This window comes from Saccharothrix isguenensis (assembly GCF_052936305.1).
In genome coordinates this window covers 2,543,998-2,569,648 of record NZ_CP193626.1, presented here as the reverse complement: position 1 = coordinate 2,569,648, position 25,651 = coordinate 2,543,998, and the positions used below count along the sequence as shown (strand labels likewise).

Genomic DNA, 25,651 nt, shown 5'->3' with positions numbered 1-25,651 from the left:
CATGACCGCGGACGAGCAGCAGCCGGACCCCGGGCCGTCGGCCGAAGAGGTCCGGGCCATGGCCGAAAGGCTCTCCGAGCAACTCGCCACCGAGCCGGAAACTCTCGCCCCGGCCCTGGCCGGAGCGGTCGGCCTCACCCGCGTGTACGACATCGACCAGGGGGACGACGACTTCCGGATCCAGGTGAGCGACGCCCTCGACCTCCTGCGGCACGGCATCACGGGTGGTCCGGACGATGACCACCGCGGCCCCTGGATGATGGCCTCCGCCACCGGGCACGCCATGGTCGGGCAGTGGGCCCAGGCTATCCGGTGGGGCGAGAAAGCCGTCGCGTTGCCTTACGACGACGACACGGCGGACTTCATGCGCATGGAGCTGGCGGACCTGCACCTGGGTCGGGCCATGCACGTGGCGTCCACCCAGATCGACAACCCCCACCGGGCGTTGGAAGAGGTGCGAGACCTCCCCGCCGTGCTGGCTGAGCTCGCGGGCGCTGCGGCAGCAAGGTCGACCGAGGTGGTGCTGCGGGTGAACCAGGCCCGTGCGTTCATGCTCCGCTGGGAGGCAGGGGGCACCGACAGCGACCTCGACGCCGCCTTGGGCTTGTTGCACCGCAACGTCTTCCTGCTGCCCGAAGACGCGGAACGCCACGACGGCCTGACCCTGTTCGCCTACGTCTGCCACCAGCTCCTGCTGCGCGGGAAGGAGGTTCCAGCGGACGATGCCATCGACGCCCTGGAGTCGGTCGTCGCGGCCGAGCCCGAGCCGTCCCCCGAACACCACTGGCTGCTCGCCCGACTTCTCGACCACCGGCACCCCGGGGACGAGGGCGAGGTCCGCGACCGGATCATCGCGAGCCTCGCCGTCGCCGCGCCCCACGGCGACGCGTTCACGTGGGACGAGTACGGCACCGCCTTGGCCCGTAGAGGAAACGACAACGACGACTTGGACGACCTCCGCGAGGCGGTCGTGTGGCTGGCCCGCTACCTGGAGCAGCAAGACCCGGCCGGGCCGAACGCCTGGCTGCCGTGGGTCGACATCACCGCCGCCCACCACGCCCTCATGCTGTCCGACGGCGACCTGGCCCATGCCGACGAAGTGGTCCACCGCGCTACCCGCGCGCTGGCCATCGGCATCCCCGACGAGGACATCGCGCACGCCATCCGCCGGTGCCGCCTCAGCGCCGTCTCCCTGGAGGGCAAGCGACCCGACCTCGAACACTTCGTGTCGATTCACCCGGTCAAGGACTGGCTCCTGGAGGCCCAGCGCCTCGTCGAGCGGAAGACGGCGGAAGGGCCCCTGGACGAGGAGGTGGCGCTCCTCGGCGCCACGACCGGGATGGGGTGGTTTCACCTGGCCATCGGCGCCTGGCATCACGTCGTCGCCGACCCGACCGACGTGCCGGTCCTGCTCGACCACATGTCGCGGATGCTGGAAGCGGCCGAGCAGGTCGATGACATGCCGCCCGAGTACGACAAGCTGCTGCGCGTGATGGCGGAGCTGGTGGCCAACCAGCGGAAGCTCCTGGCCGGCGACGACGACGTGGACCTGATCGCGGTGAAGGCCGCCCTGGCCGACCCCTCCCTCGCCGACGAGCACGACGGCATCGTCCAGATGGTCGGTCTCATCAGCCTCACCGTGAGCACCGGCACGCCCTCGCTCAGTGCCTTCGAGCTGGGCGAGCGGGTGCTGGCGGGCAAGCCCGGCGCATCGGAGCGCAGTGCCGAAGATACCCGTGAGGCCGAGGGGATTCGGTTGCTCTTCAAGGCGTTCCAGCTGTTCCGGACCAACGTCCCCGTCGCCGAGGTGCGCGAGGCAACCGCTCGGGCCTGGGAGGTGCTGTCCACCCTGCCGCGCACCCTCGCGATCGAGCCGATCGTGCTGCTGAGCGGGGCGCTGCACCGCAGCTTCGGGTCGCCGCACCCCGTTCCGCACGGACCAACCGGTTCCTGGCTCGACCCCTTCCTGGCGATCACCGGCGTGGCCGAGGAGATCGTTGCCGCCACCGCACGGCGGGACACCGGCGCGCTCCGCGCTGCCCTGGAGCGGCTGGACGACGTGCCGGAACTGCCACCGGCCCTGGTGGGCGGCGTCAGCATGGTGGAGGCACTGCGTGCCGGAGCGCTCCTGGAGCTGGCCCGCTTGGAGCCGTGGAACCGGGAGATGCTCGACAGCGCCATCGAGCTGCACCGCGACCGGCACACCCGGCACGAGCCGTGGGAAGAGCTGTTGGCGCCTTCCCGGATGGTCCTGGCCCGGTTGTTGCGCCTGCGCGACGCGCCCGGAGACCGGGAGTGGAGCAGGCGGTTGGGGTTGGAGCTGCTGTGGGTCGCGGCGTGGAAGGTGCTGGTGCAGTCCAGCGGCGACCACGCGCTGGAGATGGCGCGCAACGCGTCCACCGCGGTGGACGAGCTGACCGCGTGGTGCCTGGTGGACGACGCCGTCGACGACCTCATCCAGGTGGTGGACGCGCGACGCGGGCTCGTGCTCAAGGCCGCCGGCACCGGGCGGACCGTCGCCGAGCAGCTGCGCCGGATGGGACGCGACGATCTCGCCGAGCAGTGGACCGCCGCCGACGGTCGCGACGACCCCCTGCTGCCGGACTGGCAGGAACCGGACGAGGATTGGGGCGCGTTGCGGCGCACCGTGCTGCGGGAACTGGCCGCGCGGCCGGACGAGCTGGTCGACCGCCCGTCTGTGGCGGAAGTCCGGCACGCGCTGCGGCGGCACGGATCCGGCTGCCTGGTGTACCTGCTGCCGGCGAACCAGCACCACGGCGGGCTGGCACTCCTGGTGCCCGCGCACGGGCACGCGCGGGTCCGCCCGCTGCCGGGCCTGCGCGTGGACACGGCGGTGGAGCGCTACCGGCTGGCCTACGAGGAGCGGGACGAGAAGGGCGACGCGGACAGCGTCCGGCGCTGGCGGACCGAACTGGGCGAGCTGTGCACTTGGGCGTGGGAGGCGGCCGGGCGCGAGCTGTCCCTGGTCGCCGGGCAGCACGGCGGCCTGGTCCTGGTGCCGGTGGGGTCATCCGGCCTCGTGCCCTGGCACGCCGCGCGGCGGACCGTCGACGGCGCGGACCGCTACCTGGTGCAGGACGCGACCGTCTCGTACGCCCCGTCCGCACGGTTGTTCTGCGACGTGGTCGGCCGGGACGAGGTCGTGGAGGGACGGCCGGTGCTGGTGGGCAACCCCGCGCGCGACCTTGCGGTGGGTGCGGTCGAGGCGGTCGCGATCCGCGACGCGTTCTACCCCGGCGGCGCGTTCTACGGCGGCTTCAGCAGGCCTCCCCAGCCGTGGCGGCCCGCCGAGGACGGACTCGGCACACCGGCCGAGGTGCTGTCCGAGATGGACGGGCCGCTGCCGCTGCTGCACCTGGCGTGCCACGCCGTGGCGGACATGCGACGCCCGTTGAACTCCGAGGTCGGTCTGGCCCGGGAACGGCTGTCCTCGCGGCGGCTGCTGGGCGTGAGCCCGACGACGACCCTGCCGTTGGGCCTGGTGGTCCTGTCCGGCTGCACGACCAACGTGTCCGGTGTGGACTACGACGAGGCGCTGAGCCTGTCGTCCGCCTTCCTCGCCATCGGCGCCCGTTCCGTGGTCGGCTCGCTGTGGCGGGTCCCCTCCGGACGGACGACGGCGCAGCTGGTGTTCATGTTCCACCACTACCTGCGCGCCGGGGGACTGACCGCGGCCGAGGCGCTGCGCACCGCGCAACTGTGGATGCTCGACCCCGATCGCGAGTACCCGGCGACGATGCCCGAGCGCGTCCGCGGCATCCCCGCCGCACCGGGGTTCGACCACCGGGACGTCGAGTGCTGGGCCGGGTTCACGCAGCTGGGTCGGTGAAACCCCGCGACCCGCGGCGGTTCGGCGGGTCGCGGGGTCACCTGTCCGCCACGGCGCACCTGGTCACCGGGCGGAGGCCGGTGCCAGGGGTTCCGCCTGCGGGCCGCCGGGGTGTCCCAGGCGCAGCACCGAGCGGTAGTCGTCCACGAACAACCAGTCGGGGGTCGACGGCCACGACCGGAGGCCCTCCACGACCCTGGTCCGATCCGGGTGGACGCGGACCAGCGCGCGCCAGTAGAGCGCGCGGAGGCCTTCGGTGTAGGCGCAGTACTGGGTGCCACGCGCCTGTGCCCGCCGCAACGCGTTGACGACCACCGCCTCCAGCTTGGCGAGCGCTTCGAGCTCCTGCTCCAGCTGCGCCTTCACCGCGTCGACGGCGGCGCGCAGCGGGCCGATGCGCTTGCGCCGGTCGGCCTGGTTGCGGGCGCGGACGGACTCCTCGGGCAGGTCCTCCTCCCCCGCACCCCGCCTGGTCGCCTCGGCCTCTTCGAGGGGGATGTCCGCCGCGACCAGGGCGGCGTCCAACTCGGCCAGCCGCACGGTGGCGGACGCGATCCGCCGGTACCGCACCTCGATGTCGGCCACGGTGTCCTCCGAGCCGGTGACGAACTCCTGCAGGACCCGGTCCACCACCTCGTTGCGCCGCTCGACCAACGACTGCTCGTGCGGCGTGTGCGGCAGCGGCACGCCGTCGCGGACTTCGGGTATGCCGCGCTTGCCGTCACGCCTGCCGTGCCGGTACTCGCGGAACCTGACCGACCAACCGATCTTGATCATGGTGAACCGAACTTTGTCGCTCACGGCGCCCTCCAGGTCGTCGGGCCGGGCGGCTGCGGGTCGGCCGGACCGGCGTCGTGGTGGCGCACCAACGCCGTCGTCGCCCGCGGATCGCCCTGCGCCTCCGCCATCAGGTGGCGGACCCGCTGCTTCAGGCTCGCGGCGATGCCGACCAGCTGGTCGACCGCGTACTGCAGCCTCATCGGCACCGCATCCAGCTCGGCCTGCTGGACCTCCATCGCCGCGGTGTGGCGGTCGAACCGCGTGGACGCCGACCGGACCCACCAGCGCAGGCGCTGCACCCGGCGTGCGCTCTGCCGGCGCTGCCGCTGGAGGTCGTCGTGGCCGAACACGCCCACACCCGACGCGACCGCGCCGGTCAGCACCACGAGGGCGGTCAGCAGCAACGCCATGCTGACGTCCACCGGTGGCTCCACCGGCGGGGTGCCTCCGCCGAGCGCGATGCCGGAGCTGGTGGTGGTGTCCGGCGTGAACTGCTCGGTGGGGTGCAGGTAGCGGAACACGAACGAACCCGCCACCCCGCCCAGCCACAACAGCCAGAACCCGACGGCGGCGACCCAGTGGCGGCGTCCGCGGTGCTCGACGGCGCGCAGGGTGAACTCGGTGGCCAGCCAGGCCGTGGCCGTCAGCACCACCGCGAAACCGGCCGCGATCACCCAGCTCTGCCACTCGTCGCTCCTGGTGTTCTCCGCCAGCATCGTCTGGAGCAGCGGGACGTCCACGCCCAGCAGCGCGATCAGCAGCGCCCAACCGAGGACGGCCGAGTACGGGCTGTCGCCGAGGTGGCGCAGGGACGTCCTGCCGGTCGCCCGGCGGTGCGCGGTCGACTCGTCGGTCATGTGCTGACCCCTCCCGGAGCCGGCACCGGGATCGACCGCGTCGTCCCGTTCGACCGGTTCTCGCGGACGCCCCGCCGTGCGGCGAGCATCCGGTCCAGCTCGTCGAGCTTGGTGCTCTCGCCCGCCAACGCGGCGGCGAGGTCGTCCCGGCGTCGCCAGGCGCGGTCCCGCTCGCGCCGGTGGCGGAGCACGACCCGCAGCGCGTGGGTGTGCCAGCGGCTCGCCTCGTCGGTGATCCGGCACTGGTCGACCCGCCGGTCCGCCTCGATCATGATGTCGAACATGTCGCCGGTGCCCAGGTCGACGGCACCGGCCGAGATCGCCGTGCGGACGGCGGTGTCGAGCCGGGCGCGGTACTCCGCGCCGCCGATCTCCGGCGCGGACAGGCCGAAGTCGATGATCCGCAGGACGCGGCGCGACCACCACCGCGTCCGCTCCGGTCGGGGCCGAGCCCCGGGCTTGCCCATGATCCGCTCCTTCAGTCGTGGACGGTGACGCGCACGGTGCGGTTGAGACCCGCTTTGTCGGGCAGCAGGTGCCCGTGGTCGTCGTGGTCGACGACGTAGTCGGCGTGGTAGCTGCCGACGCCGGAGGCGCCGACCCGGTCCTCCGGCACCCCGAGTTCGTCGACCAGAAGGGAGCGCATGGCGTTCGCGCGATCGGTCGACAGCGCCACCTGGCCCGGCCGGTCGCCCACCCTCGCCGTGGTGCCGACCAGGTCGAGACGCCCACCGGAGCGCCGCACGTGCTCGGCGAACGGCCGGAGCACCGCCACGGCGTTGGCGCGGTCGAGCAGCTCGGCGCTGTCCGCGACGAAGAACGCCGCAGCCGGCAGCGGACGTGTCACCCGAGGCTCCGGCGCACCGAAGTCCACCGAGGCCGGGGTGACCGGCACGGTCGCCACCGGCGGGGCGTCGGTCCAGGTCGGACCGGTCAGCGGTCGCTGGTCCGGCGGCTCCACCTGGGCCCCCGCCCTGGTCAGCACCTCCTTCCAGATGGCGATGAGGTTCGACCGCTCCGGTGTGCCGAGCACCTGCTGCGGCGGCATGACGTCGCCCAGGCCGCGCAGCGTCACCCGGATCCCACCGAGGGCCGGCAGGTGGCCTCCGCGTTCCAGCGCATCGGCGACCTCCGCGGGCGCGGCCATCAGCATCCCCGGCTTGGCGAACGAGAGGGCGCCGGTGGTCGACAGGCCGCTCGACTCGACCACCATGGTCTTCGGCTCCCGCGCCAACGACCGCGCGCCCAGTTCGATCGCCGCGAGCAGGTCGAGTTCCGCGGTGGTCGGGCGCACGGACGACAACTTGGCGCGCAGGTCCGCCTTCCGGTCACGCACTTCCTTGTTCCTGGCGTTGGGACCGGGCGCCTTCGACACCAGGTCGGCGGTGATCACGACCTCGGGCTTGCCGTCGGCCCTGATGACGGAAAGGGTGGTCTGCCGCTCCACCGCGTCGTCCAGGATGTCCGGTGAGGCCACCGCGGGCCGGTTCGCGTGCGCCCCGAGGACGTACGCGACCGACCCCTGATCGGCCGCCGCGCACGCGCACGCCACGTCTCCCGTGCAGGCGGCCAGCACGGCCGCGACCACGACGGCTTTCACCGCGACGAGGAAGGTCTTCATCGGTAAGCGCATCAAGATCTCCTTATGTCACACGATGTCCGGCGGACGACAGCGTCGGAACCACGACTGCCGTGCGGCCGGGGATGCTCCTGCGAGAGATGACGGACCGCCGGCTCAGAAGTCCGACGTCCAGTCGAGGACCTTGGCGCCCGAGCCCTCCAACGCCGTCCGGAGGCCGAAGTGCAGCTGGATCGCGTTGCCGATCCAGCGCCGGACGTCGGACGAGGGGCGGTCGAAGTAGGCGTGCCCCTCGGTGCCCGACCCGGTGGCCGTGAGGTCGACGGCGAAGGCGAAGTAGATCCCGGTCGTGTTCCCGGCGGCCACCGTCAGGCCACCTGCCTCGTAGCGGGTGATGAAGATCGACTCCATCACTCCCGGACCGGACACGACGGGAGCCGCCCTGCTGAGCTGGTCCTCGACGCCGCTGTAGGCGACCGCGAGCACGACGTCGGCCGGATGGGGTGAGCGGAAGCGGCCGATGTGGCCGGTCTTCGGGTCGCGCCTGCCGAACAGCCTCATCGGGTCGCCTCTCGCCCGGGACGCGCCGGCGTCGCCTCCTGCTGATGACGCGTGGTCACGGAAATCCTCCTCTGTAGACGGAACCGCGCGGTGGCCCTGGTGACTGCTGACGGCCGGCGGTGCCCCACTGGCGGGGACGGTCCCAGTCTCGCCGCGCCGAACCGCCCGGTCTGTACCCGAAATCCGGTACGTCAGGCGGTGAACTCGACGCAGGTGGCTTCCTCGTCGTCCTCGACGGACGCGTGCAGGTGGCTCAACTCGGTGGCCAGCCGCGCGCCGCGGGCGCTGTCGCCCGGCACCGCGACGAGGCTCACCAGGACGCCTTCCGGTGCGGGGTACAGGCTCAGCGTGAGCCGGTGCGGCGGGTCGCCGGCCAAGGCGGCCCGCAGGAGCGTGACGACCTGATCGGGGACGGCCGCCCCGTCGGTGTCGGCGTGCAGGTCGACGACGCAGCCCCGACCGCGCGCCCGGGCCAGCGCCGCCTTGGTCCGCGCGTCCAGCACGCCGGGCAGGTGCAGCTCGTCCCGTGCGACCCGCTCCAGTTCGGCGGCACGCGCGCGGGTGGCCGGGTGGCCGTGTTCGGCCTCGCCCCGTGCCACGGCCTCCAGGAACGGCCCGAAGTCGAGGGCGAGCGCGGCGGCGCGCTCCCCGCGCAGGGCGTCGACGGCGTCGCGGCGGGCCCTCGCGGTCACCACGGCGAACTGCTCGGCCCGCGACCGCGCCACGACGCCGCCGTAGCGACGGACGGTGGCCGCGATCACCGCGCCCATGACCGTGCCGAACACCGGCGCCAGCACGACCGGGACCATGGCCGGCAGGGGTGGTGCGTCCAACACCGACGTGGCGATCAGCACGCCGAGCGCGGCGATCTCCAGCACGCAGACGAGCAACGACTCCCACGGCGGCCGGATGACGGCGAGCACGGTGAGCACCGGACCGACCGAACCGACCGGCCAGGACGCGTAGCCGCTCAGGCTGTCCGCGGGCATCAGCGCCAACCCGAGCCAGATCAGCACGAGCAGCCCGGCGATCGTCACCACGGCCTCGCGTCCGCCCATCGGCCGGTCCGCGCGGCGGAGCAGCAACACCGTCGCGGCGCACAGCACGAGCGCCCACGCGACGAGCCACCCCCAGCCCGGCGCCGAACCCACGTGCAGCGCCCCGATGAAGGCGCTGCCCGCCAGGTAGGGCAGGCACACCGCGCCGAGGGGCCGGCGGATGTCGCCCACGGCGAGCGCGAGCAGCCGCGTGCGGTCGGGCCGGTCGTCGGGCTCCGGCGACCACAGCAGGACCACCGTGGTGCCCGCGCCCGGTGACTCGGTGACCACGGCGGAGCCGCCCACGTCGACCATGCGCTGGGTGATCGACCGGCGCAGCCCCAGCGCGCCGGCCCGTTCCGGTCCCCTGCGGCCGACCCCGTCGTCACCGACGGACACCACCACGTCCCCGCGGGACGACTTCAACGTGAGCACGACGCGGGACGCATGGGCATGGCGGTCCGCGTTCCGCAACGCCTCCTCCACCGCGAGCACGACGGCCCGGGCGACCACCTCCGGGACGGTGACGGCCGCGTCGGGGAGGTCCACCTCGACCGGCGTGCGCGCGCACGCCGCGGACCGGCGCAGCAACGAGCCGAGGTGGACGAGGTCCGTCCCGGGGAGCACGGCGTCGGCCCGCAGCGCCTCGACCCCCGCCCGGCAGGCCTGGCGGACCTCCTCCACGGTGCCCACGGCCAGGGAGACGGCGTGCAGAGCCGCGGTGACGCGGTCGTGCAGCAACCGCTGGAACTCCCGGTACACCGCCCGCCTGCTCTCCGCGAGGGCTTCACGCGCGCGGACGACGACGAGTTCGTCGTGGGCGGCGTCCGCGGCGCCGGCGGCGGCGCGCAACGTCGGTGCGACGACCCCGGAGGCCACCGCGGCCGACAGGACCGGCCACAGCCCACCGACCGCCGCGGCGCCCTCGACCGGGATCGACGCGGCGACGTAGGCGCCCATCAGCGGCAGGACGACCGCGACGGCGGTCGGCACCGGCAGGAAACCGGCGGCCAGCGTGGCGGGGACGACCACGAACTGGATGCGCGTTCCCGGTGCCACCGCCGCGACGTCCACGGCCGAGAGAGCGCCCAGCACCACCACGGCGACCACCGCCGACAGGACCGCGTCCACCGGGCCCAGCCGGGCGCGCCAACTCCGCGTGCACAACGCCGCCCAGTTCGCCACCTGTGCCACGAGCGCGAGCAGGACCGGTGGTTCGTGCACCGACGGCGTGGTCGCCAGGGTTCCGAGCCACGACAGGGCGCACAGCAGGACAAGTGCCGTGAAGGACCGTTGCAGCGCGCGCTCGACCCCGTGGCCGTGGCCGCCGTCCCGGTCAGCCGGTAACGCCATCCGCCTCGCCCGGTGCCAGTTCGATGTGACCGTCGACCAACGCCTGGGCGGCCAGCTCGGACGACGTCAGGTTCTCCAACCCCACCCGCGCGTAGCTGCTCGCGACCCGGCGGAGGTGCGACGGCACCGTGTCCGGCCGGATGCCCAGCCGCCGCGCGATGGCCTTGTGCGGCAACCCCCTCGCCACCAGGGTCAGCACCTCGCGCTGGCGCTCGGACAGGCGGATCCGCGCCCGGGGGTCGTTCACCAGGGCGTAGGCGAGGGTGCTGGACACGGTGAACTCGCCCGCCCGTGCCGCCAGCACCACCTCGACCAACCGGTCCTCGCCGTCGCCCTTGAGCACCACACCCAGCGCACCCGCCACGACCGCGGCGGACACGACCGCCGGACGGGAGTCGGAGGTGAAGACGACCACCCTGGGACCGGCTTCGCGGATGCGCCGCACGTTGGTCGCGATGTCCGGCTCACCGGGCAGCAGCAGGTCCAGCAGCACGACGTCGGCGTCCCGCCCGGGCCCCGCGAGCAGCGCCTCCACGGTCGGTTCGACGACCGACAGCCGGATGCCGCGCCCAGATTTCTCCAGCAGGTGGGCGACTCCCCTGAGCACCACCGGGTGATCGTCGACCGCGGCGACCACGCACCCGGCTCTTGTGTCCACGCCACGATGTCGCCGCCGCCGCCCTCGACGTTACGTCCGACGCCCAGTTCGCCGACGCCGCGCGAAGACCGTTCCGGTGCACGGGGCCGGCGGTCCGTCAATGTCCACGCGAGTGCCTGAACGGCGCAATGACAGGAGGATGCACCCCTGTGACGAGACACCTCGTGGTCGCACCTCACCTGGACGACGGCGTCCTGTCCCTAGGCGGTTCGATCCACGAGTGGGTGGCGAACGGAGACGAGGCCACGGTCCTCACCCTCTTCGCGAAGGCGCCTGAAGACGACGGTCGAACGACGGCCGCCAACCTCCTCCTGACCCGGCAACTCGCGCTCTGGGGGATCGGCCACTACGGCGACCGCCGGCACGAGGACGTGTCGGCGCTGGCCGTCGTCGGGGCCTCGCACGTGCACGCCGACTTGCCGGAACTGTTGCTGCGCAACAGCGAGGCGCGCTCGATCGCGGACCTCCTGGCGACGGTCCCGGAGGACGGCCTGGCGGATCGCGTCGGGGACGTCGTGGCGGACGCGGCGGCCGGCTATGACGTGGTCTACCTGCCGTCCGGCGACTCCGCACACCCCGACCACGTTCTCGCGGCCCTGGCCGCCAAGCGGCCGATCGACGCCGGCATCGCGTTCTACGAGGAGATCCCCTACTGCCTGGCCCGACCTCCCGAGTACGAGGCGTCCTGGTTCGGCGGAGCCTCGCTGGACGCGAAGCTGGAGGCGGCGCGGTGCTACCGCAGTCAACTCCCGGTGCTGTTCGGCGGAGAAGCCGCGATGCTCGCCGCGTTGACGGGACGCGCCGGCGGCTTCGGCCCTGGGCACGCGGAAGGCGTCCGCCACATCGGGCGCGGCCGGCGTGACGCCGCCCGGCACAGGGAAGGCCGCTGATGCTCACCGTGGGGAGCGGCACCGACCGCTGGACGAGCCAGGCACTGCCGAACGTGGTCTTCGTGGTCACCGTCAGGAACAACCGGGACCTGCTCGACCGGTGCCTGCGCTCGGTGGCGCGGCAGCGGTACCCCGCGACCAGGTGCGTCGTCATGGACGACGTCTCCGACGACGGCAGCGCGGAAGTCGCGTCGACCTGGGCCCGCACGCACCCCGACGTCTTCCGCGCGCACCTGGGCCGTCGTCGCCGCGGCAAGATGGAGAACTTCGCCGAAGCGGTCTCGTTCATCCCGGACCACGACGTCGTCGTGGAACTGGACGGCGACGACCGACTGCTGGCCGCGGACGTCGCCGGTGACCTGGCGCGGCTCCACCTGCGAGCGGACGTCGTCTGGACCCAGCACCGGGTGCGTCGCAGCCACTGGCGGGACTGGGTGCACTGGAGGTCGACGGACGTGCCCGCCGCCCACCGCTCCGGCAACGAGCTGCCCCGGCTGGAGTGGTCGAGGTCGTGGTACCCGGGGCACCTGCGGTCGTTCAAGGCCTGGGCGTTCAAGGAGATCGACGAGGACGACCTGAAGATCGACGGGAAGTGGGTGGGCGCCGCCGCCGACGTGGCGTACTTCTGCCCACTGCTCGAATCGACGCCGCCGTCGTTGCGCTACTTCTACGACCGGGAATGCGCGGAGTACACGATCACGGCGGCCAACGACCACTTCGGCGATGAGAAGGGCCTACCCGGTCTGGAAACCCAGCGGGGCGTGGCGGAACTGCTGTTCTCACGGCAGCCCCGCAAGGTGCGGCGGGTGCGGACGTGGATCGGCGACCTCCGGCACAGCGACGAGCGCGCGATCTTCGACGCCTGCCTGCGCGAGCTGGACACCGATCCCGCGCTGCGCGTCGTCCTCGGCGCCGCCGGGGAGCTCGTGGCGTCGCCGCACCCGCGCATCCAGGTGTTGCGCCTGCCGGTCGCCGGTCAAGCGCACGTGCTGCGGTCCGTGCTCGACGCCCTGGAGTCGGACGTCGCGGTCGACAGCCTGAGGATGCCGGCCGGGAGCCTACCGGTACGGGAACTCGGATGAACCCCGCACGATCACGCGCTTCGTCGTCGCCCGGTCCCCTGCTCGTGCTGGCGGCCGGTCAGCGCTGCGGGAGCACCCTGGTCCAGCGAATCCTGTCCTCCCACCCCGACGTGCTCATCTGGGGTGAGCACGCGGGCCAGCTGCGCACGATGCTGACCGCCGTCTCCCGGCTCCACCACTGGACCCGCACCGACGGCGAGCGGGCCAGGGTGGAGTACGCGCGGCGCGGTTACCAGAGCTTCATGGCGAACCTCGTCCCCGACGAGCGGCACGTCGACCTGGCGTTGAAGGCGCTTTTGACCACCCTGTTCGCCGAGCCCGCCGCCGCCCTCTCGAAATCGGTGTGGGGCTTCAAGGAAGTGCGCTACGGCCTGCCCGAGGCCAGCGGGATCCGCGCGGTGTTCCCGGGCAGCCGTGTGGTGCACCTGGTCCGCGACCCCCGGGACATCCTGCGCAGCCTCGACGTGTGGGAGCGGACCGGCGGGTCCTGGCGACGGCGGGACACCGAGATCGCCATCGCGGACTGGCAGCGCGTGGCTTGGAGCTTCCTGCACGTCACGCCCGCGGAGGCACCGCACGTGCTGCGCGTCCGCTACGAGGACTTCGTGGAAGACCCGCGCGACCACGTCCGCCGGATCGCGGAGCACTGCTCGCTGGACCCTGACGACCTCGACCTGGCCGTGCTCGATCGGAAGATCCACACCGACGGACCGCAGGGGGAGAAGAAGCGGGCCGTGAGCGACTGGTCCGCGCTGTCGCCGTCGTTGAAGGCACTGCTGGACGACGACGCGGTACGCGAAGTCGCTTCCGCCTGCGGCTACGACCTGTGAGGCATTCGTGCGGACGCTGATCGCCACCCGCCGGCTCGCCCCGCCGTTCTTCCTCGGCGGGGTCGAGGTGAACCACCGGGTCCTCGGTGAAGCCCTGGTCTCGGCGGGGCACGAGGTGCTGCACTTTGGCAGCTACGTCCACCCGCGTTGGCGGGACCACCGGCTGCTGCCCGATGTGCTCGCCAGGCTGGGGGCCACGCCGTCCGGTGCCGCACCGGCGTCGGGTGTCGTCTCGTACTCCGGCCCGTACGGCGATGTCGTCATGTCCGCGGAAGCGGGCTTCCTGCGGCGCCTCGAAGCCACCTTGGCCGAGTACCGCCCCGACGTGCTGCTGACGACCTGCGTCGGCAGCGGGGACATCTGCCGCACGGCGGCCCGCATGAAGGTGCGCAGCGTCGCCTGGGTGCAGGACGTCGGCGAGGACGGGCGGGAGACGTTCCTGGCGCCGGCCGACCGGAAGCTCTACGCGTCCCGCTACCTCAGCGGGTTCTTCGGTGCGGGCGGAGGCGACGCCGTCTTCTACCCGCCGTTCACCCCGTTGCCGTTCCTGCCGCCTGCCCCGTCCCCCCGCACGGTGCTCATGGTGAACGCCATCCCGGAGAAGGGCTCGGACACGTTCCTCGCACTGGCCCACGCTCGTCCGGACCTGCGGTTCACCGCGCTCACCGGGTGGCGGCGGCCCGAGTGGGCCGGTTCCGCGCCGGCCAACGTCAGCTGCGTGGACCGGGCCGACGACCCGGTGTCCGTCTACCGCGCGGCGGACGTCGTGCTCGTACCGTCGCCGTTGCCGGAGGGGTTCGGCCGGGTCGCGGTGGAGGCCGCGCTGCTGGGCCGCCGCGTCCTGTGCCACGACGTGGGCGGGCTCGGTGAGGCGGCCGGGCTCGCCGAGAACCTGCTCCCCGATCTCGGGCGCACCACGTGGCTGGACGCGCTGTCCGACGCGGTGGTGGAACGGGATGCCCGTCCGGAGCTGTTGCGCAGGAGTCGTCGGCACGCGGAGAGGTTCGTCCGCCCTGTCGCACCGGACTTCCTGCGCGTGCTTGGTGAATCCCCATCCGACTGACGAGGAGGGCCGTCGCGTGGTCCTGGGAACCGATGCGCCACCAGGCGCGACCGTGTGGTTGACGGGCCTGCCGAGCGCCGGCAAGAGCACCATAGCGGCGCTGGTCGCCGACGGTCTGCGCGCGAACGGACGCCGGGTGGAGGTCTTGGACGGCGACCAGGTCCGCACCTCGCTGTGCGCCGGCCTCGGGTTCTCCCGCGAGGACCGGGAAACCAGCGTGTGCCGCATCGGGTGGGTCGCGCACCTGCTCGCGCGCAACGGCACCGTCGTCCTGGTCGCGGCCATCGCCCCGTACGCCGCGAGCCGCGCGGTGGTCGCGGCGAGGCACCGGGACGACCGCACCCGGTTCCTGGAGGTGCACGTCGCCACCCCCGTCACCGTCTGTTCCGCGCGTGATGTCAAAGGGCTGTACGCGCGGCAAGCGGCAGGCACGCTGCACGGGCTGACCGGCGTGGACGACCCGTACGAGGAACCACTGGCGCCGGACCTGCGCGTCGACGCCCACAGGCAGAGCGCCGAGCGGTCGGCAGCCGCAGTGCTGGACCTCCTCCGCGACGAACGGGTGCTGTAAGGGTTCTCCGGGCTGCGGGTCACCCGGGCGAACACCCCGGATCCCGCGTGGACCTCAACGGCAGGACGTCTCGACAGACTCAGCCAGATGCTCGTGAAGAGCCCGGCACATGGCGCGGCAAGTCTTCAGCCTTCACCTACGTACTCCCCCGGTCCTATTGCCGCGACTCCTGTCACAAGTGACCTGCCGCACATAGCCTTCGCCACCATTCGCCATTCTGGTCTATTGACGGAACCCGGCCGGTCGCCATGAGATGGGAACGGTTCCACGAGCACTGCCCCGGGAACAACGGAAAGGCTTCCGATGCGCGCCCTGGAAGTACTCGGCCGGCCCGGCGGCGGCGCGTCACCGGGATTCATGTTCCTGGTGGGCATCTCGCAGTCCGGCCTCGGACCCCTGTTACCCGTGTTCGAGAACCGGTCGGGTATCGGGACGTCGAGTTTCTATCTGCTGATCTCCGGTTACTTCGGCGACTCCTTGCCGGCCATGCCGGCACAGTACGTCGTCGAGCACCTGGAGCGGAAGGTCCTCCGAAGTGAACAGACCGGTGCCGCCCACCGCGAGACGCATGACAGAATCCCCCAACACCAGAAATGAGCTCGAACAAGAAGGGAAGATATGCGACAAAGCGCGATGAGCGCGCCGGGCACAGGCACCTTATCGCCCACCGTCCGACCGGGTGATCCGGCAACCGGAATCCGGTCACCCGATCGTCCGCAACCCGGGTTCACTATGGTCCCCGCCGTGACCGATCTGCCCGTCTCGCGCGACACCAGGGCTGCTTACGACGCCGTCGCGACCCTCTACTCCGAGCTTTTCAGCGACGCGCTCAAGACGAGACCGCTGGAACGCGCGCTGCTGGCCGCGTTCGCCGAACTCGTGCGGACCCACGACGCCGGACCGGTCGCCGATATCGGATGTGGTCCCGGTCACGTGACGGCACACGTGCACGCGCTCGGCCCGACCACCTTCGGCATCGACCTGTCTCCCGAGATGGTCGCCCTGGCCCGCCGAGCGCATCCGGACCTGCGGTTCGACGAGGGGTCGATGACCTCCCTGGACCTCGCCGACGGAGTTCTCGGCGGCATCCTCGCGCTCTACTCCGTCATCCACACACCGCCGCGGCAACTGCCGGCCGTGTTCACCGAGTTCGACCGGGTGCTCGCGCCGGGCGGACACCTGCTGCTCGGGTTCTTCGGCGGCGACGACCCGCAGCCGCGGGAATTCGACCACAAGGTCGCGCTCGCCTACCGGTGGTCGCCCGACAGCCTTGCGGGCCTGTTGTGCCAGGCCGGGTTCGTCGAGGTCGCGCGGCTGCTGCGCGAGCCTCAGGAGGGCGAGCGGTTCCAGCAGGCCCACCTGCTGGTCCGCAAGCCCTTGGGGGCGCTCCTTCCTCAAGCCAGCCCTTGCGGGAACGCCAGCACGCGGTCCGGGTCGTAGCGGCGTGCGACGCGGCGCAACCGCGGCAGGTTGCGGCCGTAGTAGGCGGTCGGCCAGTCCGGCATGTCGGGGTCGATGTAGTTGACGTAGCCGGTGCGGTGGCCGAGCCCGTCGCGCAGGTCGGCCAGGATGCGGCGGGCTTCGGCCTCGTCGACGTCCCCGACGTCCACGAACGCCTGCACGCTGCCGGTGGCGTGCCGGTGCGGGAACGCGGTGTCCTCCGGCCGGACCCGGCCGATCGCCCCGCCGAACGAGTCGAACTGCGCCCGTCCCGCCCGCCGTCCCGCCAGCAGCGCGACGATCCGCGCGGGGTCGACCGGCCGGTGCAGCATCCTGGACGAGGCCACGAACGGCACGCCGTCGGTCGGTCGGCACGCGGGCAGGCAGCCGGCGAAGTACCGCATGGCGGTGCCGTAGTCCATCGACACCACCGTGCGGGTGGTCGGCGCGACCTTCGCGGTGAGCCGGTCCAGCAGCCGGGCCAACTCGTGTTCCGGCCCGATCCAGGTGCCGACGACGTTGGTGACCGGCGGCGTGCCCGACAGGACGTTGCACACCGTCCACAGCCCGTCCGGCGTGTCCACCATCCACTCCTGCCACGCCCCGAGGACGTCGGTCGCCGCGCCCTCCGGGAACTCCAGGGCGAACACGACCACCTCCGGCGCGGGCGCGGTGTCGAACGCGAACGAGGTGACGACGCCGAAGTTGCCGCCACCGCCGCCGCGCAGCGCCCAGAACAGGTCGGGCTCGGTGTGCCGGTCGGTCCGGCGCAAGCGGCCGTCCGGCGTCACGACCCGTGCGGCGAGCAGGCGGTCGCACGTCAGGCCGTACTTGCGGCCCACGACGCTGATCCCGCCGCCCAGCGCCAGCCCGCCGATGCCGACGGTCGGGCACGACCCGGCGGGCAGCAGTCGCCCCGCCCCGGCCAGTTCGTCGTAGAGGTCGATCATCCGGGTGCCCGCGCCGACCCGCGCGCAGCCGTCGTCGTCCACCCGGACCGAGCGCAGCGCGGCCAGGTCGACGACCAGCCCGTCCTCGGGCACCGAGTAGCCGGCGTAGCTGTGACCGCCGCTGCGCGCGGCGACCGGCACCCGTTCTCGTGCGGCGAAGTCGAGGCAGCGCGCGACATCGGACTCGTCGGCGCACAACGCGACGGCCGCCGGCCTCCGGTGCGCGTACACCGTGTTGTACGGTCGGCGCACGGTGTCGTAGATGTCGTCACCGGGCAGGACCAGTCTGCCCGTGAGCGCACGGCGCAGCCGGTCCCAGTCGCGGTCCCACGCCCCGAGGGCGACGAGCCCGGCGGCCTGGATGAAGGTCCTGCGGTCCAGTTCCATGGTTCCCCCGAACCCATGGTGCCCCCGTTCCGCGACCTGTCACTCCGCCGATCGGGGCGCGTTCGCGCGTCGTGGCCCCCGGTCGATCACGGCACCCGAGCCGGACGGGGCGGTGGCGGTGCGCCGGGCGTGCAGTCGAGCTGCGTGGCTTTCGGCCGGCGGTGCCCCACCAGCAACATCGACAGGCTCTGGTCCGGCGCGCCGGCCAAGCCGAGGGCGTTGTCGACGGTGTCCCTCGTGCCGTCCGAGAAGATCCGGGGGATGAGGCCGATCGCGGTGGCGGCCGGGGTGGCGCGGTGCACCATGATGCCCGCGTCGATGTTCTGCATGCGGTACCACCGGTCGCCGTGGGCCCGTACGCCCGACTCGTAGTTCCCTACCGGGATCACCGCGTCCTGCGCGGGGAGGTAGCGATACGCGCCGGGGCGATTCCGCTGACGCGCAGCACCAGGCAGTACGGCGCCGTGCCCACGGGCTGGTTCCCCGCTCGACGTCCCGGGCTTGTGATCGGCACTCGCGGCGCCCAGCACGGCGGCGACGTGGTGCGGGCCCAGCGATTGGGCGGTGAACCCGTTGGGCGGGGAGGTCCGACCGGCGGTCCCTCAGCACCACGGCCAGCAGCACGACGCCCCAGAGTGACCCCGGCCCAGCAGGTCGCGGATGCGAGCCCTGGCCGGCGTACCGCTCATGCCCGGGTGCCCCCGATCAGAAGCCGTCCCGCTGAACGCACACGTCGCGACGAGTGCCATGCCTGAAGACCGTCATGAACCTCGCCTGACCGGGTGAGCCGGAACCCCGCGCAGGTCTGATCAGGAACGTGCTGTCGGGTGTTCCCCCGCCACCGAGCGGGACCTCGTCGCCAACTTCCGGGCGACGTACAGCAGAACGGCGGCGAGGACGATCGGCATCCAGAGGAACAACCGCTGGAGGGCGAGGTCGTCGGTGCGGACCACGTGCAGCTCGTGGAAAACCAGGTGGGGCACGTGGAACAGCAACGACCCGGTCAGCAGAGCGCCGACGAACACCGGCTCCGGCAGCTTCAGGCACACCAACGTCAAGGGCGCCAACTGCAGCAACGCCAACCCGTAGTCACGCGTGAGGTGCTCGTTGTACGGCGGGAACATCGCCACCCAACCGATCTCCCGCGTCGGGTACCCGAAGAAGAACCCCTCGGGGGACAGGACGGCCCACAAGCCGACCACGACCTGCCACGCGATCAGCAGCACGCACCCGGCTCGCAGCAGGCCCCTCACGCCCCGCCCTCCTCCCACGCCGCCTCGTTCCAGCAAGCACCTCTGTGACGTTCGCACACGAGCGGGGTCGGCCCGAGGCCTGACGGTGGTTCCAGTCGATCAGGCGCTTTATCCGACTCGGACGTTTACGACCCCACTTTTCCGGTGACACGCCGCGGTCCTCGGCAAGGCGGAGGCGCCGACCAGGTGCTTCGGCCCGAGCGGGTGCCGAGCCGTGCGCCTCGACGACGTCCACCGCGTCCGGCCGATGCCGGAGTCGGCGAGCGCCTGCCGGCGTGGCCGCCGGACCCTCCAGGCCCGGCTCGCAGGCGACGCGGCCCACGATGACGCTGCCCGTACAGTTGACCAACACTCTCGAACCTCGGCAGACTTCGCGGCGGTCGGCGGGGCCTTGGCGGGATGTCTAAGAGGAGAACCTCTCGTGGGTAGCTCTCTGCGTTGCACGGTCATCGTTCCGACCTACAACCGGAGGCGGTTGCTGGAGCTCACGCTCGACTCGCTCGACCGGCAGGACCTGCCCCGTGACCAGTTCGAGGTGCTGGTCGTGGACGACGGCTCCGGTGACGACACGGCGGCTGTGGTGCGGGGGTTCGAGGACCGGTTCGACCTGCGGTACTTCTACCAGCCGGACGAGGGCTACCGGGTGGCTCGGGCGCGGAACGTCGGTGTCCGGCACGCCGGCGGGGAGGTCTGCGTCTTCGTGGACTCCGGGGTGCTGCTGCACTCCGCCAGCCTCCGCGCGCACGTGACGGCGCACGAGGCCGCCGACGAACCGTTGGCGCTCAACGGGTACGTGTACTGCTTCAACCTCGACAACGAGGACTCCCAGCTCATCCGCGAGGTCGTCGACGTGGCCGACGTGGACTCGTCCATCGCGTCCATGGCGAAGACGGAGTCGTGGCCGGACGTGCGCGAACCGTTCTACGCCCGGTACTCCGACGACTTCGACCACATCCCCGCACCGTGGCTGATGTACTGGACGTGCCACGCGTCGGCACGCACGGAGCAGGTGCGGTCGATCGGCATGTACGACGAGGAGTTCCGGCAGTGGGGCGGGGAGGACCTCGACTTCGCCTACCGGCTGCACCGCGATGGCGCCCGGTTCGGCGTGAGCCGCGAGGCGAGCTCCATCCACTACCCGCACGACAAGGACCACGGCGACAACAGCAGGTCCGCCCACGAGAACTACCGCTACATCGCGGACAAGTACCGGACGCCGATCACCCGCTTGCTGACCGAGCAGCCCGCGATCCGCTTCTCGCTGTTCAACGAGGTCATCGAGGAACGCGGACTACCCCGCTGTGCCGACTACCTGGCGCGGAACGGGGTCACCGGGTAGATGGGCGACCTGAGGATCCGCTCCTGGGTCGACACCGCGCGACAGCAGCTCGCCGCACGGCGGGACATCGTCCGGCTGCTCCCCCGCGCCGGCCGCCGCCTGGTCACCGCCCTGGTCGCGGTCAACGTGCTGCTCGGGTGCCTCGCGGTCGCGTTCACCGTGGCGACGGCGGTGGTGCTCGGACGCGTCCCGGCGGCCGTCGACGCGGGGCTGGACTCCGGCGCGTGGACCTCGCTGGTCGCGGTGTTCGGTGTCGCGGCCGGTGCGTTCGTCGCCCGGCAGCTGGTCTCCCCGGCGGAACGGGCCATGGCCGAGCTGATGACGCGCCGGGTCGACGGCCGGGTGTTCGACGAGCTGATGGCCGCGTCGCTGCGCAGCCCCGGCCTCGGCCCGCTCGAAGACCAGCAGGCGCTCGACGCGCTCCGCACCGCCGCGAGGGAGGTGGAGTTCGGGGTGCAGAGCCCCGGCCGGGCGACCACCGGCCTGCTCGCGCTGATCGCGCGGTACACCGAGCTGACCGGCAGCGCGATCGCCGTGGGGGTGGTGTTCTCGTGGCCGGCGGCGGCAGCGCTGGTCGTCACCGTGCTGCTGTTCCGCCACGGCCAGCGCGGCGGGCTGCGCCGGTACGCGAAGACCCGGTCCCTGCTCGCCGCCGACCAGCGCGAGATCGACTACCTGCGCCAGCTGGCCGGCGGAGCCGCCGCCGGCAAGGAGATCCGGGTCTTCGGCCTCGCCGGCTGGCTGCGGCAACGCCTGCGCGACACGCACCTCCGGTTCCTCGAACCCCTCTGGGCCGAGCGCCGCGGCATCTACCTGTGGCCGTTCGTCCGGTTCTCGGTCGTCGGCCTCGCGGTCACGGGCGTGGTCCTCGCGGTGGTCGGCGCGACGGCGCACGAGATGACGCTGACCGGGTTCGTCCTCGTCGCGACGTCCGCCCTCAGCCTGTTGCGGCTGGCCGAGCACTACCCGGAGGCGGACCTGCCGACCGCGATCGGCATGCGGGCCTACGACGCCGTGCAGCGGTTCGCGGAGCACGTAGACGCCTGCGAGGAACCCCACGGCCCCGCGCGGCGGTCGACGGTGCCTCTGCCAGTCGGCGTCATCCGGTTCGAGCAGGTCGGCTTCCGCTACCCCGGTCAACAGCGGATGATCTTCGACGGCCTGGACCTGACGATCCCCGTCGAGCGCTGCACGGCCATCGTCGGCGTGAACGGCGCCGGCAAGACCACGCTGGTCAAGCTGCTCGCCAGGCTCTACGAGCCGACCGCCGGCCGGATCACGCTGGACGGCGTCGACATCCGCGAGTTCCCGGTCGACCAGTGGCGCGCCCGGCTCAGCGTGATCTTCCAGGACTTCGTGCGGTACGAGTCGTCCGTCGCGGACAACGTCGGGCTCGGCGCCGTCGACTTCCTGGACGACCGGGCGGCGATCCGGGAGGTGGTCGACTCGGTCGGCCTCACCGAGACCGTGGCCCGCCTCCCCCGGGGGCTGGACACGCCGTTGGCGCGGCACCTCACCGATGGGACGGAGCTGTCCGGCGGCCAGTGGCAGCGCGTCGCGCTGGCGAGGGCGTTGTTCGCGCTGCGCCACGGGGCGCGGATCGTGGTGCTGGACGAGCCGACGGCGAGCCTGGACGTGCGCGCCGAGACCGGCTTCTTCGAGGAGTTCGCCGGTCTGGCCCGGGGTGCGACCACCCTGCTGATCTCCCACCGGTTCTCGACCGTGCGGCACGCCGACCTCATCGTCGTGCTCGAACACGGCCGGGTCACCGAGCAGGGCGGCCACGCGGACCTGGTGGCCCGCGACGGGCGCTACGCGGAGCTGTTCCGGCTGCAGGCGGACCGGTTCGTGGACGCAGCCGACACCGCCGACGCGGTCGACGTGGTCGAGGGGCCGGTCGGGTGAAGGTCCTCCTGACCGGCGCGTGGACCATGATCGCCACGGCGTGGCGGTTGAACCGGCGCAAGACGGCACTGGCGGTGGTCCTGATGACGGCCGGCGCCGCCGCCGCTCCCCTGCTGGCCGCCGCGCTCGGGTGGATGACCCGGGAGGTCGTCGCGGGCGACTCGGGGCACGCGGTGCTCGCGGGCGTGACCGTCGCCGTGCTGGCGATGATGGTGCTGGCCCTCGCGCACTTCGGCCACCTGGCCTACTACGAGCTGTCCGAGCTGGCGGAGCTGGACTTCGACGAGCGCGTGATCGAGGTGTCGAACGGTTCCGCCGGCATCGAACACCACGAGCGGGCCGAGCACGCCGACACGTGGACCGTGCTGCGGCAGGAGGGAAGGCAGTTCCGGACCGGTCTGGAGGCACTGCTGAACGGCGTCGGCCTCCTCCTCGCCGTGGTGCTCACCGCGGTCCTGCTGGCCGTGCAGAACCCGTTGCTGCTGCTGCTCCCCGTCGCCGCCGTGCCGCCCCTGCTCGCCGGACGGGTGGCCGAGCGGGTGCTCGACCGGGCCAGGACGGCGACCGCCGAGCCGACCAGGACGGCGCTCAACCTGTTCCACCTGGCCACCTCCGCCCGTCTGGCCGGGGAACTCCGGGTGTCCGGGGTGCGGGACGAGCTGCGCGCCCGGCACCAGCGGTTGTGGGCGGAGGCGACGCACGGCCTGTGGCGCGCGCACCTGACCGCGACGTGGGTGCGTGCGGCGGGACAGGTCGTCTTCGCGCTCGCGTACACGGCGGGTGTGCTGCTCGTGGTGCGCGACGCGATAGCCGGGAGGCGTGGCGTCGGCGACGTCGTGCTGGTGATCGTGCTCGCCGCGCAGGTCAACCAGCAGGTCGCCACGGCCGTCACCCTCCTGCAGGACCTGCAGCGGATGGCGGGCGCGTACCGGCGTCTCACCGAGGCCACCGCGTTGGTGACCGAGGCCGATCCGGCTCCTCGCCGCTCTTCGCCGCCGGTCCGGCTGCACGACGGGATCTGCCTGGACGGGGTGGTCTTCACCTATCCGGGTACCGACGTCCCGGTGCTGCACAAGGTCGACCTCCACCTCCCGGCCGGCGCCACCGTCGCGGTCGTCGGCGAGAACGGCGCCGGCAAGTCGACGCTGGTCAAGTTGCTCTGCGGGTTCTACCGCCCGTCCGGGGGACGGATCCTGGTCGACGGAGCGGACCTGCACGGCATGCCCGTCGACGAGTGGCGGACGCGGATCGCGGCCGGGTTCCAGGACTTCGTCCGGTACGAGTTCTCCGCGCAGCACGTGGTCGGCATCGGCGACCTGCCCAGGATGTCGTCGGAGCCGGCCGTCCGCGCGGCCCTGGAACGCGCCAACGCCACGGGTGTGCTGGACGACCTGCCCGACGGCCTGCGCACCCAGCTCGGCAAGAGCTACCTCGACGGCGCGGAGCTGTCCGGGGGCCAGTGGCAGAAGTTGGCGCTCGGCCGGGCGATGATGCGGGAGCAGCCCCTGCTCCTCGTCCTCGACGAGCCGACGTCGGCGCTGGACCCGGAGGCGGAGCACGTCCTGTTCCAGCGGTACGCCGACCACGCGACACGGGTCGCCCGACGAACCGGGGGGATCACCGTGTTCGTGTCCCACCGGTTCTCCACGGTGCGCGCGGCCGACCTGATCGTCGTGGTGAAGGACGGCCGGGTGGTGGAAACCGGCAACCACACCACCCTCACCGCCGCCGATGGGCTCTACGCCGAGCTGTTCGCGTTGCAGGCGAAGGCGTACAGCTGACCGTCCGCGGCGGGCCGCCGATCTCGAACGCCTACGCGCGTCAGACCTCGCTCCTTCGTAGCGGGACTGGTGAATCCTTTTCGCGTGTCGGGGTGGGGTGGGGGTGGACGCGGTTCCTCCGCCGCATCGTCAGGCCACCCGAACTGCCGCACGCCTCGTCTTCTCCTCGACGGCTCTCGCCGCCGAAGGCGGCTCCCTCTGGCCGGGAGTCCCGGTGGAGCACCACCCTGGTGATCGATCTGTGCCACAAATCCCGCAGTGGCAGGAGAACGGCCACGTCCGACGCGCGCGGTGGACGGGTGGAGCTGCCATCCACCCGCGTCCTGAGCCGGGTACTGGTCGAACTCGGGCCCGGCTACCGCCTCGGCCTCACGACACTCGATCTACGCGATCACCCGGGGGTGGGACGCCAGGACCCCGATGTCCTGCTTCACCGACACCTGCGTCCTGACGGTCCGGTAGCCGATCGTCTCGTTGACCCGGATCATGTGCGCGTTGTCCGCGCTCGTCGTCGTGTAGAAGCGGTCGATGCCGGGCCGGTCGGCCAGCAAGCGGCGCGCCATGTGCGCCTTGATGCACCGACCGAGCCCGTGTCCGCGGTGGGCTTTTAGGACCGACGTCTCCCGCTGCGACGCCCAGTGCGGCCGGTGCGGTCGCACCTCGATCTCGGTGACGCCCACGACGTCGCCTGACTCCTCGTGCACCGCCACCACCACGCGCTGCACGACACCACGGGCGCGCAAGTCCGCCTCGGCCTCCCGCACCCGCTCGGCGGTCCACCGTGGAGCTCGGAAGTCGATCTCGCCGAAAGGAGCGTCGCGCAAAGCGTTCCGCGCACGGGCGAAGGACTCCAGCAGCGCTTCGGGCGCCTCGCCCACCCAGTCCTCGACCCGGTAGCCGGCGGGTACCGGGACGTTCCAGGTCGACCGGTCGACCTCTGCCACCGGCAACAGCTGCAGGACCATCGTGTTGACGACCCGGAAGCCCACCGAGGTGGCCCAGCGCTCACCGGCGCCGCCGCTGGTGATCTCCCACCCCTCGACCAGGGTCCGGCGTTCCAACCGGGGCAGCAAGTCGCGCAGGAACGCCGTGCCGATCCCCCTGCGGCGCAGCCGCGGGTGCACCGTGATCGTCACCAACGCGAGATGGCCGTTCTCCGCCTCGGGCAGGTTGGCGATCGCGACGGCCACGATCGCGCTGTCGCGCCGGACGACCCAGTACCGGCGCGGGCCGAAGCCGGCCGGCGGCGTCCGCAGACTCCCCACCAGCGCTTCGAACGTCACGGGCACCTCGTCCGGACGGTCGACGGCCTGCGCCGCCAGCATCACCCGGTGAACGCTCCGCCAGTCTTCTTCTGCCGCTTCCGCGACGTCGAACCGCTCGACCCCCATGAGACCAGTGTGCCGGAACCTCCGAGTTCCGGTGTCGTTCTCCGGGCAGTGCGCCGACAGGGCCGGGATGTGGCCGTGCGGGTCACCGCGGCGG

22 protein-coding genes are annotated in these 25,651 nt (G+C 72.3%); 11 read left to right on the top strand and 11 right to left on the bottom strand.

Annotated features, from left to right (window positions below; genetic code table 11):
• Position 1: 1 nt before the first annotated feature.
• Positions 2 to 3,850 carry a CHAT domain-containing protein gene (locus tag ACRAKI_RS12300; RefSeq protein ID WP_447007195.1) on the top strand — a complete coding sequence of 1,283 codons (3,849 nt, stop codon included), beginning with the start codon at positions 2 to 4 and terminating at the stop codon, positions 3,848 to 3,850.
• A 63-nt stretch (positions 3,851 to 3,913) separates the two neighbouring features.
• On the opposite strand, the gene ACRAKI_RS12295 is transcribed toward ACRAKI_RS12300, so the two are convergent.
• The 7 genes from ACRAKI_RS12295 to ACRAKI_RS12265 form a co-directional block, all read right to left on the bottom strand.
• A complete protein-coding gene (locus ACRAKI_RS12295) occupies positions 3,914 to 4,651 on the bottom strand; it encodes a hypothetical protein (RefSeq protein WP_447007194.1) in 738 nt (245 codons plus the stop codon).
• Positions 4,648 to 5,487, bottom strand: coding sequence for a hypothetical protein (locus ACRAKI_RS12290; protein WP_447007193.1), 840 nt, complete (start codon positions 5,485 to 5,487; stop codon positions 4,648 to 4,650). Before ACRAKI_RS12290 ends, ACRAKI_RS12295 begins: the two co-directional genes overlap by 4 nt.
• The gene (locus tag ACRAKI_RS12285; protein ID WP_447007192.1) at positions 5,484 to 5,954 is read right to left on the bottom strand and encodes a hypothetical protein; all 471 of its coding nucleotides are present in this window, start codon (positions 5,952 to 5,954) and stop codon (positions 5,484 to 5,486) included. The genes ACRAKI_RS12290 and ACRAKI_RS12285 overlap by 4 nt, the downstream gene beginning before the upstream one ends.
• An 11-nt stretch (positions 5,955 to 5,965) precedes the next feature.
• Positions 5,966 to 7,120: an OmpA family protein gene (locus ACRAKI_RS12280; protein ID WP_447007191.1), complete on the bottom strand. Its 1,155-nt coding sequence runs from the start codon at positions 7,118 to 7,120 to the stop codon at positions 5,966 to 5,968.
• A 102-nt stretch (positions 7,121 to 7,222) separates the two neighbouring features.
• Entirely contained in the window at positions 7,223 to 7,627 is a 405-nt protein-coding gene (locus ACRAKI_RS12275) for a hypothetical protein (protein ID WP_447007190.1), read from the bottom strand.
• A gap of 191 nt (positions 7,628 to 7,818) precedes the next feature.
• Complete coding sequence (locus ACRAKI_RS12270) at positions 7,819 to 10,017, bottom strand: ATP-binding protein (RefSeq protein WP_447007189.1); 2,199 nt, start codon at positions 10,015 to 10,017, stop codon at positions 7,819 to 7,821.
• Entirely contained in the window at positions 10,001 to 10,675 is a 675-nt protein-coding gene (locus ACRAKI_RS12265) for a response regulator (RefSeq protein WP_447007188.1), read from the bottom strand. The genes ACRAKI_RS12270 and ACRAKI_RS12265 overlap by 17 nt, the downstream gene beginning before the upstream one ends.
• 149 nt (positions 10,676 to 10,824) lie before the next feature.
• Between ACRAKI_RS12265 and ACRAKI_RS12260 the strand changes: the two genes are divergently transcribed.
• The 7 genes from ACRAKI_RS12260 to ACRAKI_RS12230 all read left to right on the top strand — a co-directional run bounded on the left by ACRAKI_RS12260 (position 10,825) and on the right by ACRAKI_RS12230 (position 16,551).
• A complete protein-coding gene (locus tag ACRAKI_RS12260; protein WP_447007187.1) occupies positions 10,825 to 11,565 on the top strand; it encodes a PIG-L deacetylase family protein in 741 nt (246 codons plus the stop codon).
• Positions 11,565 to 12,647 carry a glycosyltransferase family 2 protein gene (locus ACRAKI_RS12255; RefSeq protein WP_447007186.1) on the top strand — a complete coding sequence of 361 codons (1,083 nt, stop codon included), beginning with the start codon at positions 11,565 to 11,567 and terminating at the stop codon, positions 12,645 to 12,647. The genes ACRAKI_RS12260 and ACRAKI_RS12255 overlap by 1 nt, the downstream gene beginning before the upstream one ends.
• A complete protein-coding gene (locus ACRAKI_RS12250; protein WP_447007185.1) occupies positions 12,644 to 13,477 on the top strand; it encodes a sulfotransferase family protein in 834 nt (277 codons plus the stop codon). The genes ACRAKI_RS12255 and ACRAKI_RS12250 overlap by 4 nt, the downstream gene beginning before the upstream one ends.
• A 7-nt stretch (positions 13,478 to 13,484) precedes the next feature.
• Entirely contained in the window at positions 13,485 to 14,540 is a 1,056-nt protein-coding gene (locus tag ACRAKI_RS12245; RefSeq protein ID WP_447007184.1) for a glycosyltransferase, read from the top strand.
• 16 nt (positions 14,541 to 14,556) lie between these two features.
• On the top strand, positions 14,557 to 15,111 hold the full coding sequence (gene cysC / locus ACRAKI_RS12240; RefSeq protein WP_447007183.1) for an adenylyl-sulfate kinase: 555 nt from the start codon (positions 14,557 to 14,559) through the stop codon (positions 15,109 to 15,111).
• 303 nt (positions 15,112 to 15,414) lie between these two features.
• Positions 15,415 to 15,708: a hypothetical protein gene (locus tag ACRAKI_RS12235; protein ID WP_447007182.1), complete on the top strand. Its 294-nt coding sequence runs from the start codon at positions 15,415 to 15,417 to the stop codon at positions 15,706 to 15,708.
• A gap of 135 nt (positions 15,709 to 15,843) precedes the next feature.
• Positions 15,844 to 16,551 carry a class I SAM-dependent DNA methyltransferase gene (locus tag ACRAKI_RS12230; protein ID WP_447007181.1) on the top strand — a complete coding sequence of 236 codons (708 nt, stop codon included), beginning with the start codon at positions 15,844 to 15,846 and terminating at the stop codon, positions 16,549 to 16,551.
• Here ACRAKI_RS12230 and ACRAKI_RS12225 read toward each other — a convergent pair.
• The 3 genes from ACRAKI_RS12225 to ACRAKI_RS12215 all read right to left on the bottom strand — a co-directional run bounded on the left by ACRAKI_RS12225 (position 16,506) and on the right by ACRAKI_RS12215 (position 19,141).
• Positions 16,506 to 17,888 (bottom strand): FAD-binding oxidoreductase, encoded by a 1,383-nt coding sequence (locus ACRAKI_RS12225; RefSeq protein WP_447007180.1) that lies wholly within the window; start codon positions 17,886 to 17,888, stop codon positions 16,506 to 16,508. The genes ACRAKI_RS12230 and ACRAKI_RS12225 overlap by 46 nt on opposite strands.
• An 86-nt stretch (positions 17,889 to 17,974) precedes the next feature.
• The gene (locus tag ACRAKI_RS12220; protein WP_447007179.1) at positions 17,975 to 18,217 is read right to left on the bottom strand and encodes a hypothetical protein; all 243 of its coding nucleotides are present in this window, start codon (positions 18,215 to 18,217) and stop codon (positions 17,975 to 17,977) included.
• Between the two features lie 480 nt (positions 18,218 to 18,697).
• Positions 18,698 to 19,141, bottom strand: a complete 444-nt coding sequence (locus ACRAKI_RS12215; RefSeq protein WP_447007178.1) for a hypothetical protein — start codon at positions 19,139 to 19,141, stop codon at positions 18,698 to 18,700.
• A gap of 421 nt (positions 19,142 to 19,562) precedes the next feature.
• Here ACRAKI_RS12215 and ACRAKI_RS12210 point away from each other — a divergent pair, with 421 nt between their 5' ends.
• Genes ACRAKI_RS12210 through ACRAKI_RS12200 form a run of 3 tightly spaced genes read left to right on the top strand, consistent with a single transcriptional unit; the run spans position 19,563 to position 24,166 of the window.
• Entirely contained in the window at positions 19,563 to 20,480 is a 918-nt protein-coding gene (locus ACRAKI_RS12210) for a glycosyltransferase (RefSeq protein ID WP_447007177.1), read from the top strand.
• Positions 20,481 to 22,385 carry an ABC transporter ATP-binding protein gene (locus tag ACRAKI_RS12205; RefSeq protein ID WP_447007176.1) on the top strand — a complete coding sequence of 635 codons (1,905 nt, stop codon included), beginning with the start codon at positions 20,481 to 20,483 and terminating at the stop codon, positions 22,383 to 22,385.
• On the top strand, positions 22,382 to 24,166 hold the full coding sequence (locus ACRAKI_RS12200; RefSeq protein ID WP_447007175.1) for an ABC transporter ATP-binding protein: 1,785 nt from the start codon (positions 22,382 to 22,384) through the stop codon (positions 24,164 to 24,166). Before ACRAKI_RS12205 ends, ACRAKI_RS12200 begins: the two co-directional genes overlap by 4 nt.
• Before the next feature lie 383 nt (positions 24,167 to 24,549).
• Here ACRAKI_RS12200 and ACRAKI_RS12195 read toward each other — a convergent pair whose 3' ends face one another.
• Complete coding sequence (locus ACRAKI_RS12195) at positions 24,550 to 25,557, bottom strand: GNAT family N-acetyltransferase (protein ID WP_447007174.1); 1,008 nt, start codon at positions 25,555 to 25,557, stop codon at positions 24,550 to 24,552.
• Positions 25,558 to 25,651 lie beyond the last annotated feature (94 nt).

Bases quoted from the DNA above. Each gene is read 5' to 3' on its own strand.
- ACRAKI_RS12205 (WP_447007176.1), top strand. From the start codon at position 20,481: ATGGGCGACCTGAGGATCCGCTCCTGGGTCGACACCGCGCGACAGCAG.
- ACRAKI_RS12220 (WP_447007179.1), bottom strand. From the start codon at position 18,217: ATGCAGAACATCGACGCGGGCATCATGGTGCACCGCGCCACCCCGGCC.
- ACRAKI_RS12250 (WP_447007185.1), top strand. From the start codon at position 12,644: ATGAACCCCGCACGATCACGCGCTTCGTCGTCGCCCGGTCCCCTGCTC.
- ACRAKI_RS12270 (WP_447007189.1), bottom strand. From the start codon at position 10,017: ATGGCGTTACCGGCTGACCGGGACGGCGGCCACGGCCACGGGGTCGAG.
- ACRAKI_RS12225 (WP_447007180.1), bottom strand. From the start codon at position 17,888: ATGGAACTGGACCGCAGGACCTTCATCCAGGCCGCCGGGCTCGTCGCC.
- ACRAKI_RS12280 (WP_447007191.1), bottom strand. From the start codon at position 7,120: ATGCGCTTACCGATGAAGACCTTCCTCGTCGCGGTGAAAGCCGTCGTG.
- ACRAKI_RS12300 (WP_447007195.1), top strand. From the start codon at position 2: ATGACCGCGGACGAGCAGCAGCCGGACCCCGGGCCGTCGGCCGAAGAG.
- ACRAKI_RS12195 (WP_447007174.1), bottom strand. From the start codon at position 25,557: ATGGGGGTCGAGCGGTTCGACGTCGCGGAAGCGGCAGAAGAAGACTGG.
- ACRAKI_RS12235 (WP_447007182.1), top strand. From the start codon at position 15,415: ATGCGCGCCCTGGAAGTACTCGGCCGGCCCGGCGGCGGCGCGTCACCG.
- ACRAKI_RS12230 (WP_447007181.1), top strand. From the start codon at position 15,844: ATGGTCCCCGCCGTGACCGATCTGCCCGTCTCGCGCGACACCAGGGCT.
- ACRAKI_RS12290 (WP_447007193.1), bottom strand. From the start codon at position 5,487: ATGACCGACGAGTCGACCGCGCACCGCCGGGCGACCGGCAGGACGTCC.
- ACRAKI_RS12275 (WP_447007190.1), bottom strand. From the start codon at position 7,627: ATGAGGCTGTTCGGCAGGCGCGACCCGAAGACCGGCCACATCGGCCGC.
- ACRAKI_RS12255 (WP_447007186.1), top strand. From the start codon at position 11,565: ATGCTCACCGTGGGGAGCGGCACCGACCGCTGGACGAGCCAGGCACTG.
- ACRAKI_RS12285 (WP_447007192.1), bottom strand. From the start codon at position 5,954: ATGGGCAAGCCCGGGGCTCGGCCCCGACCGGAGCGGACGCGGTGGTGG.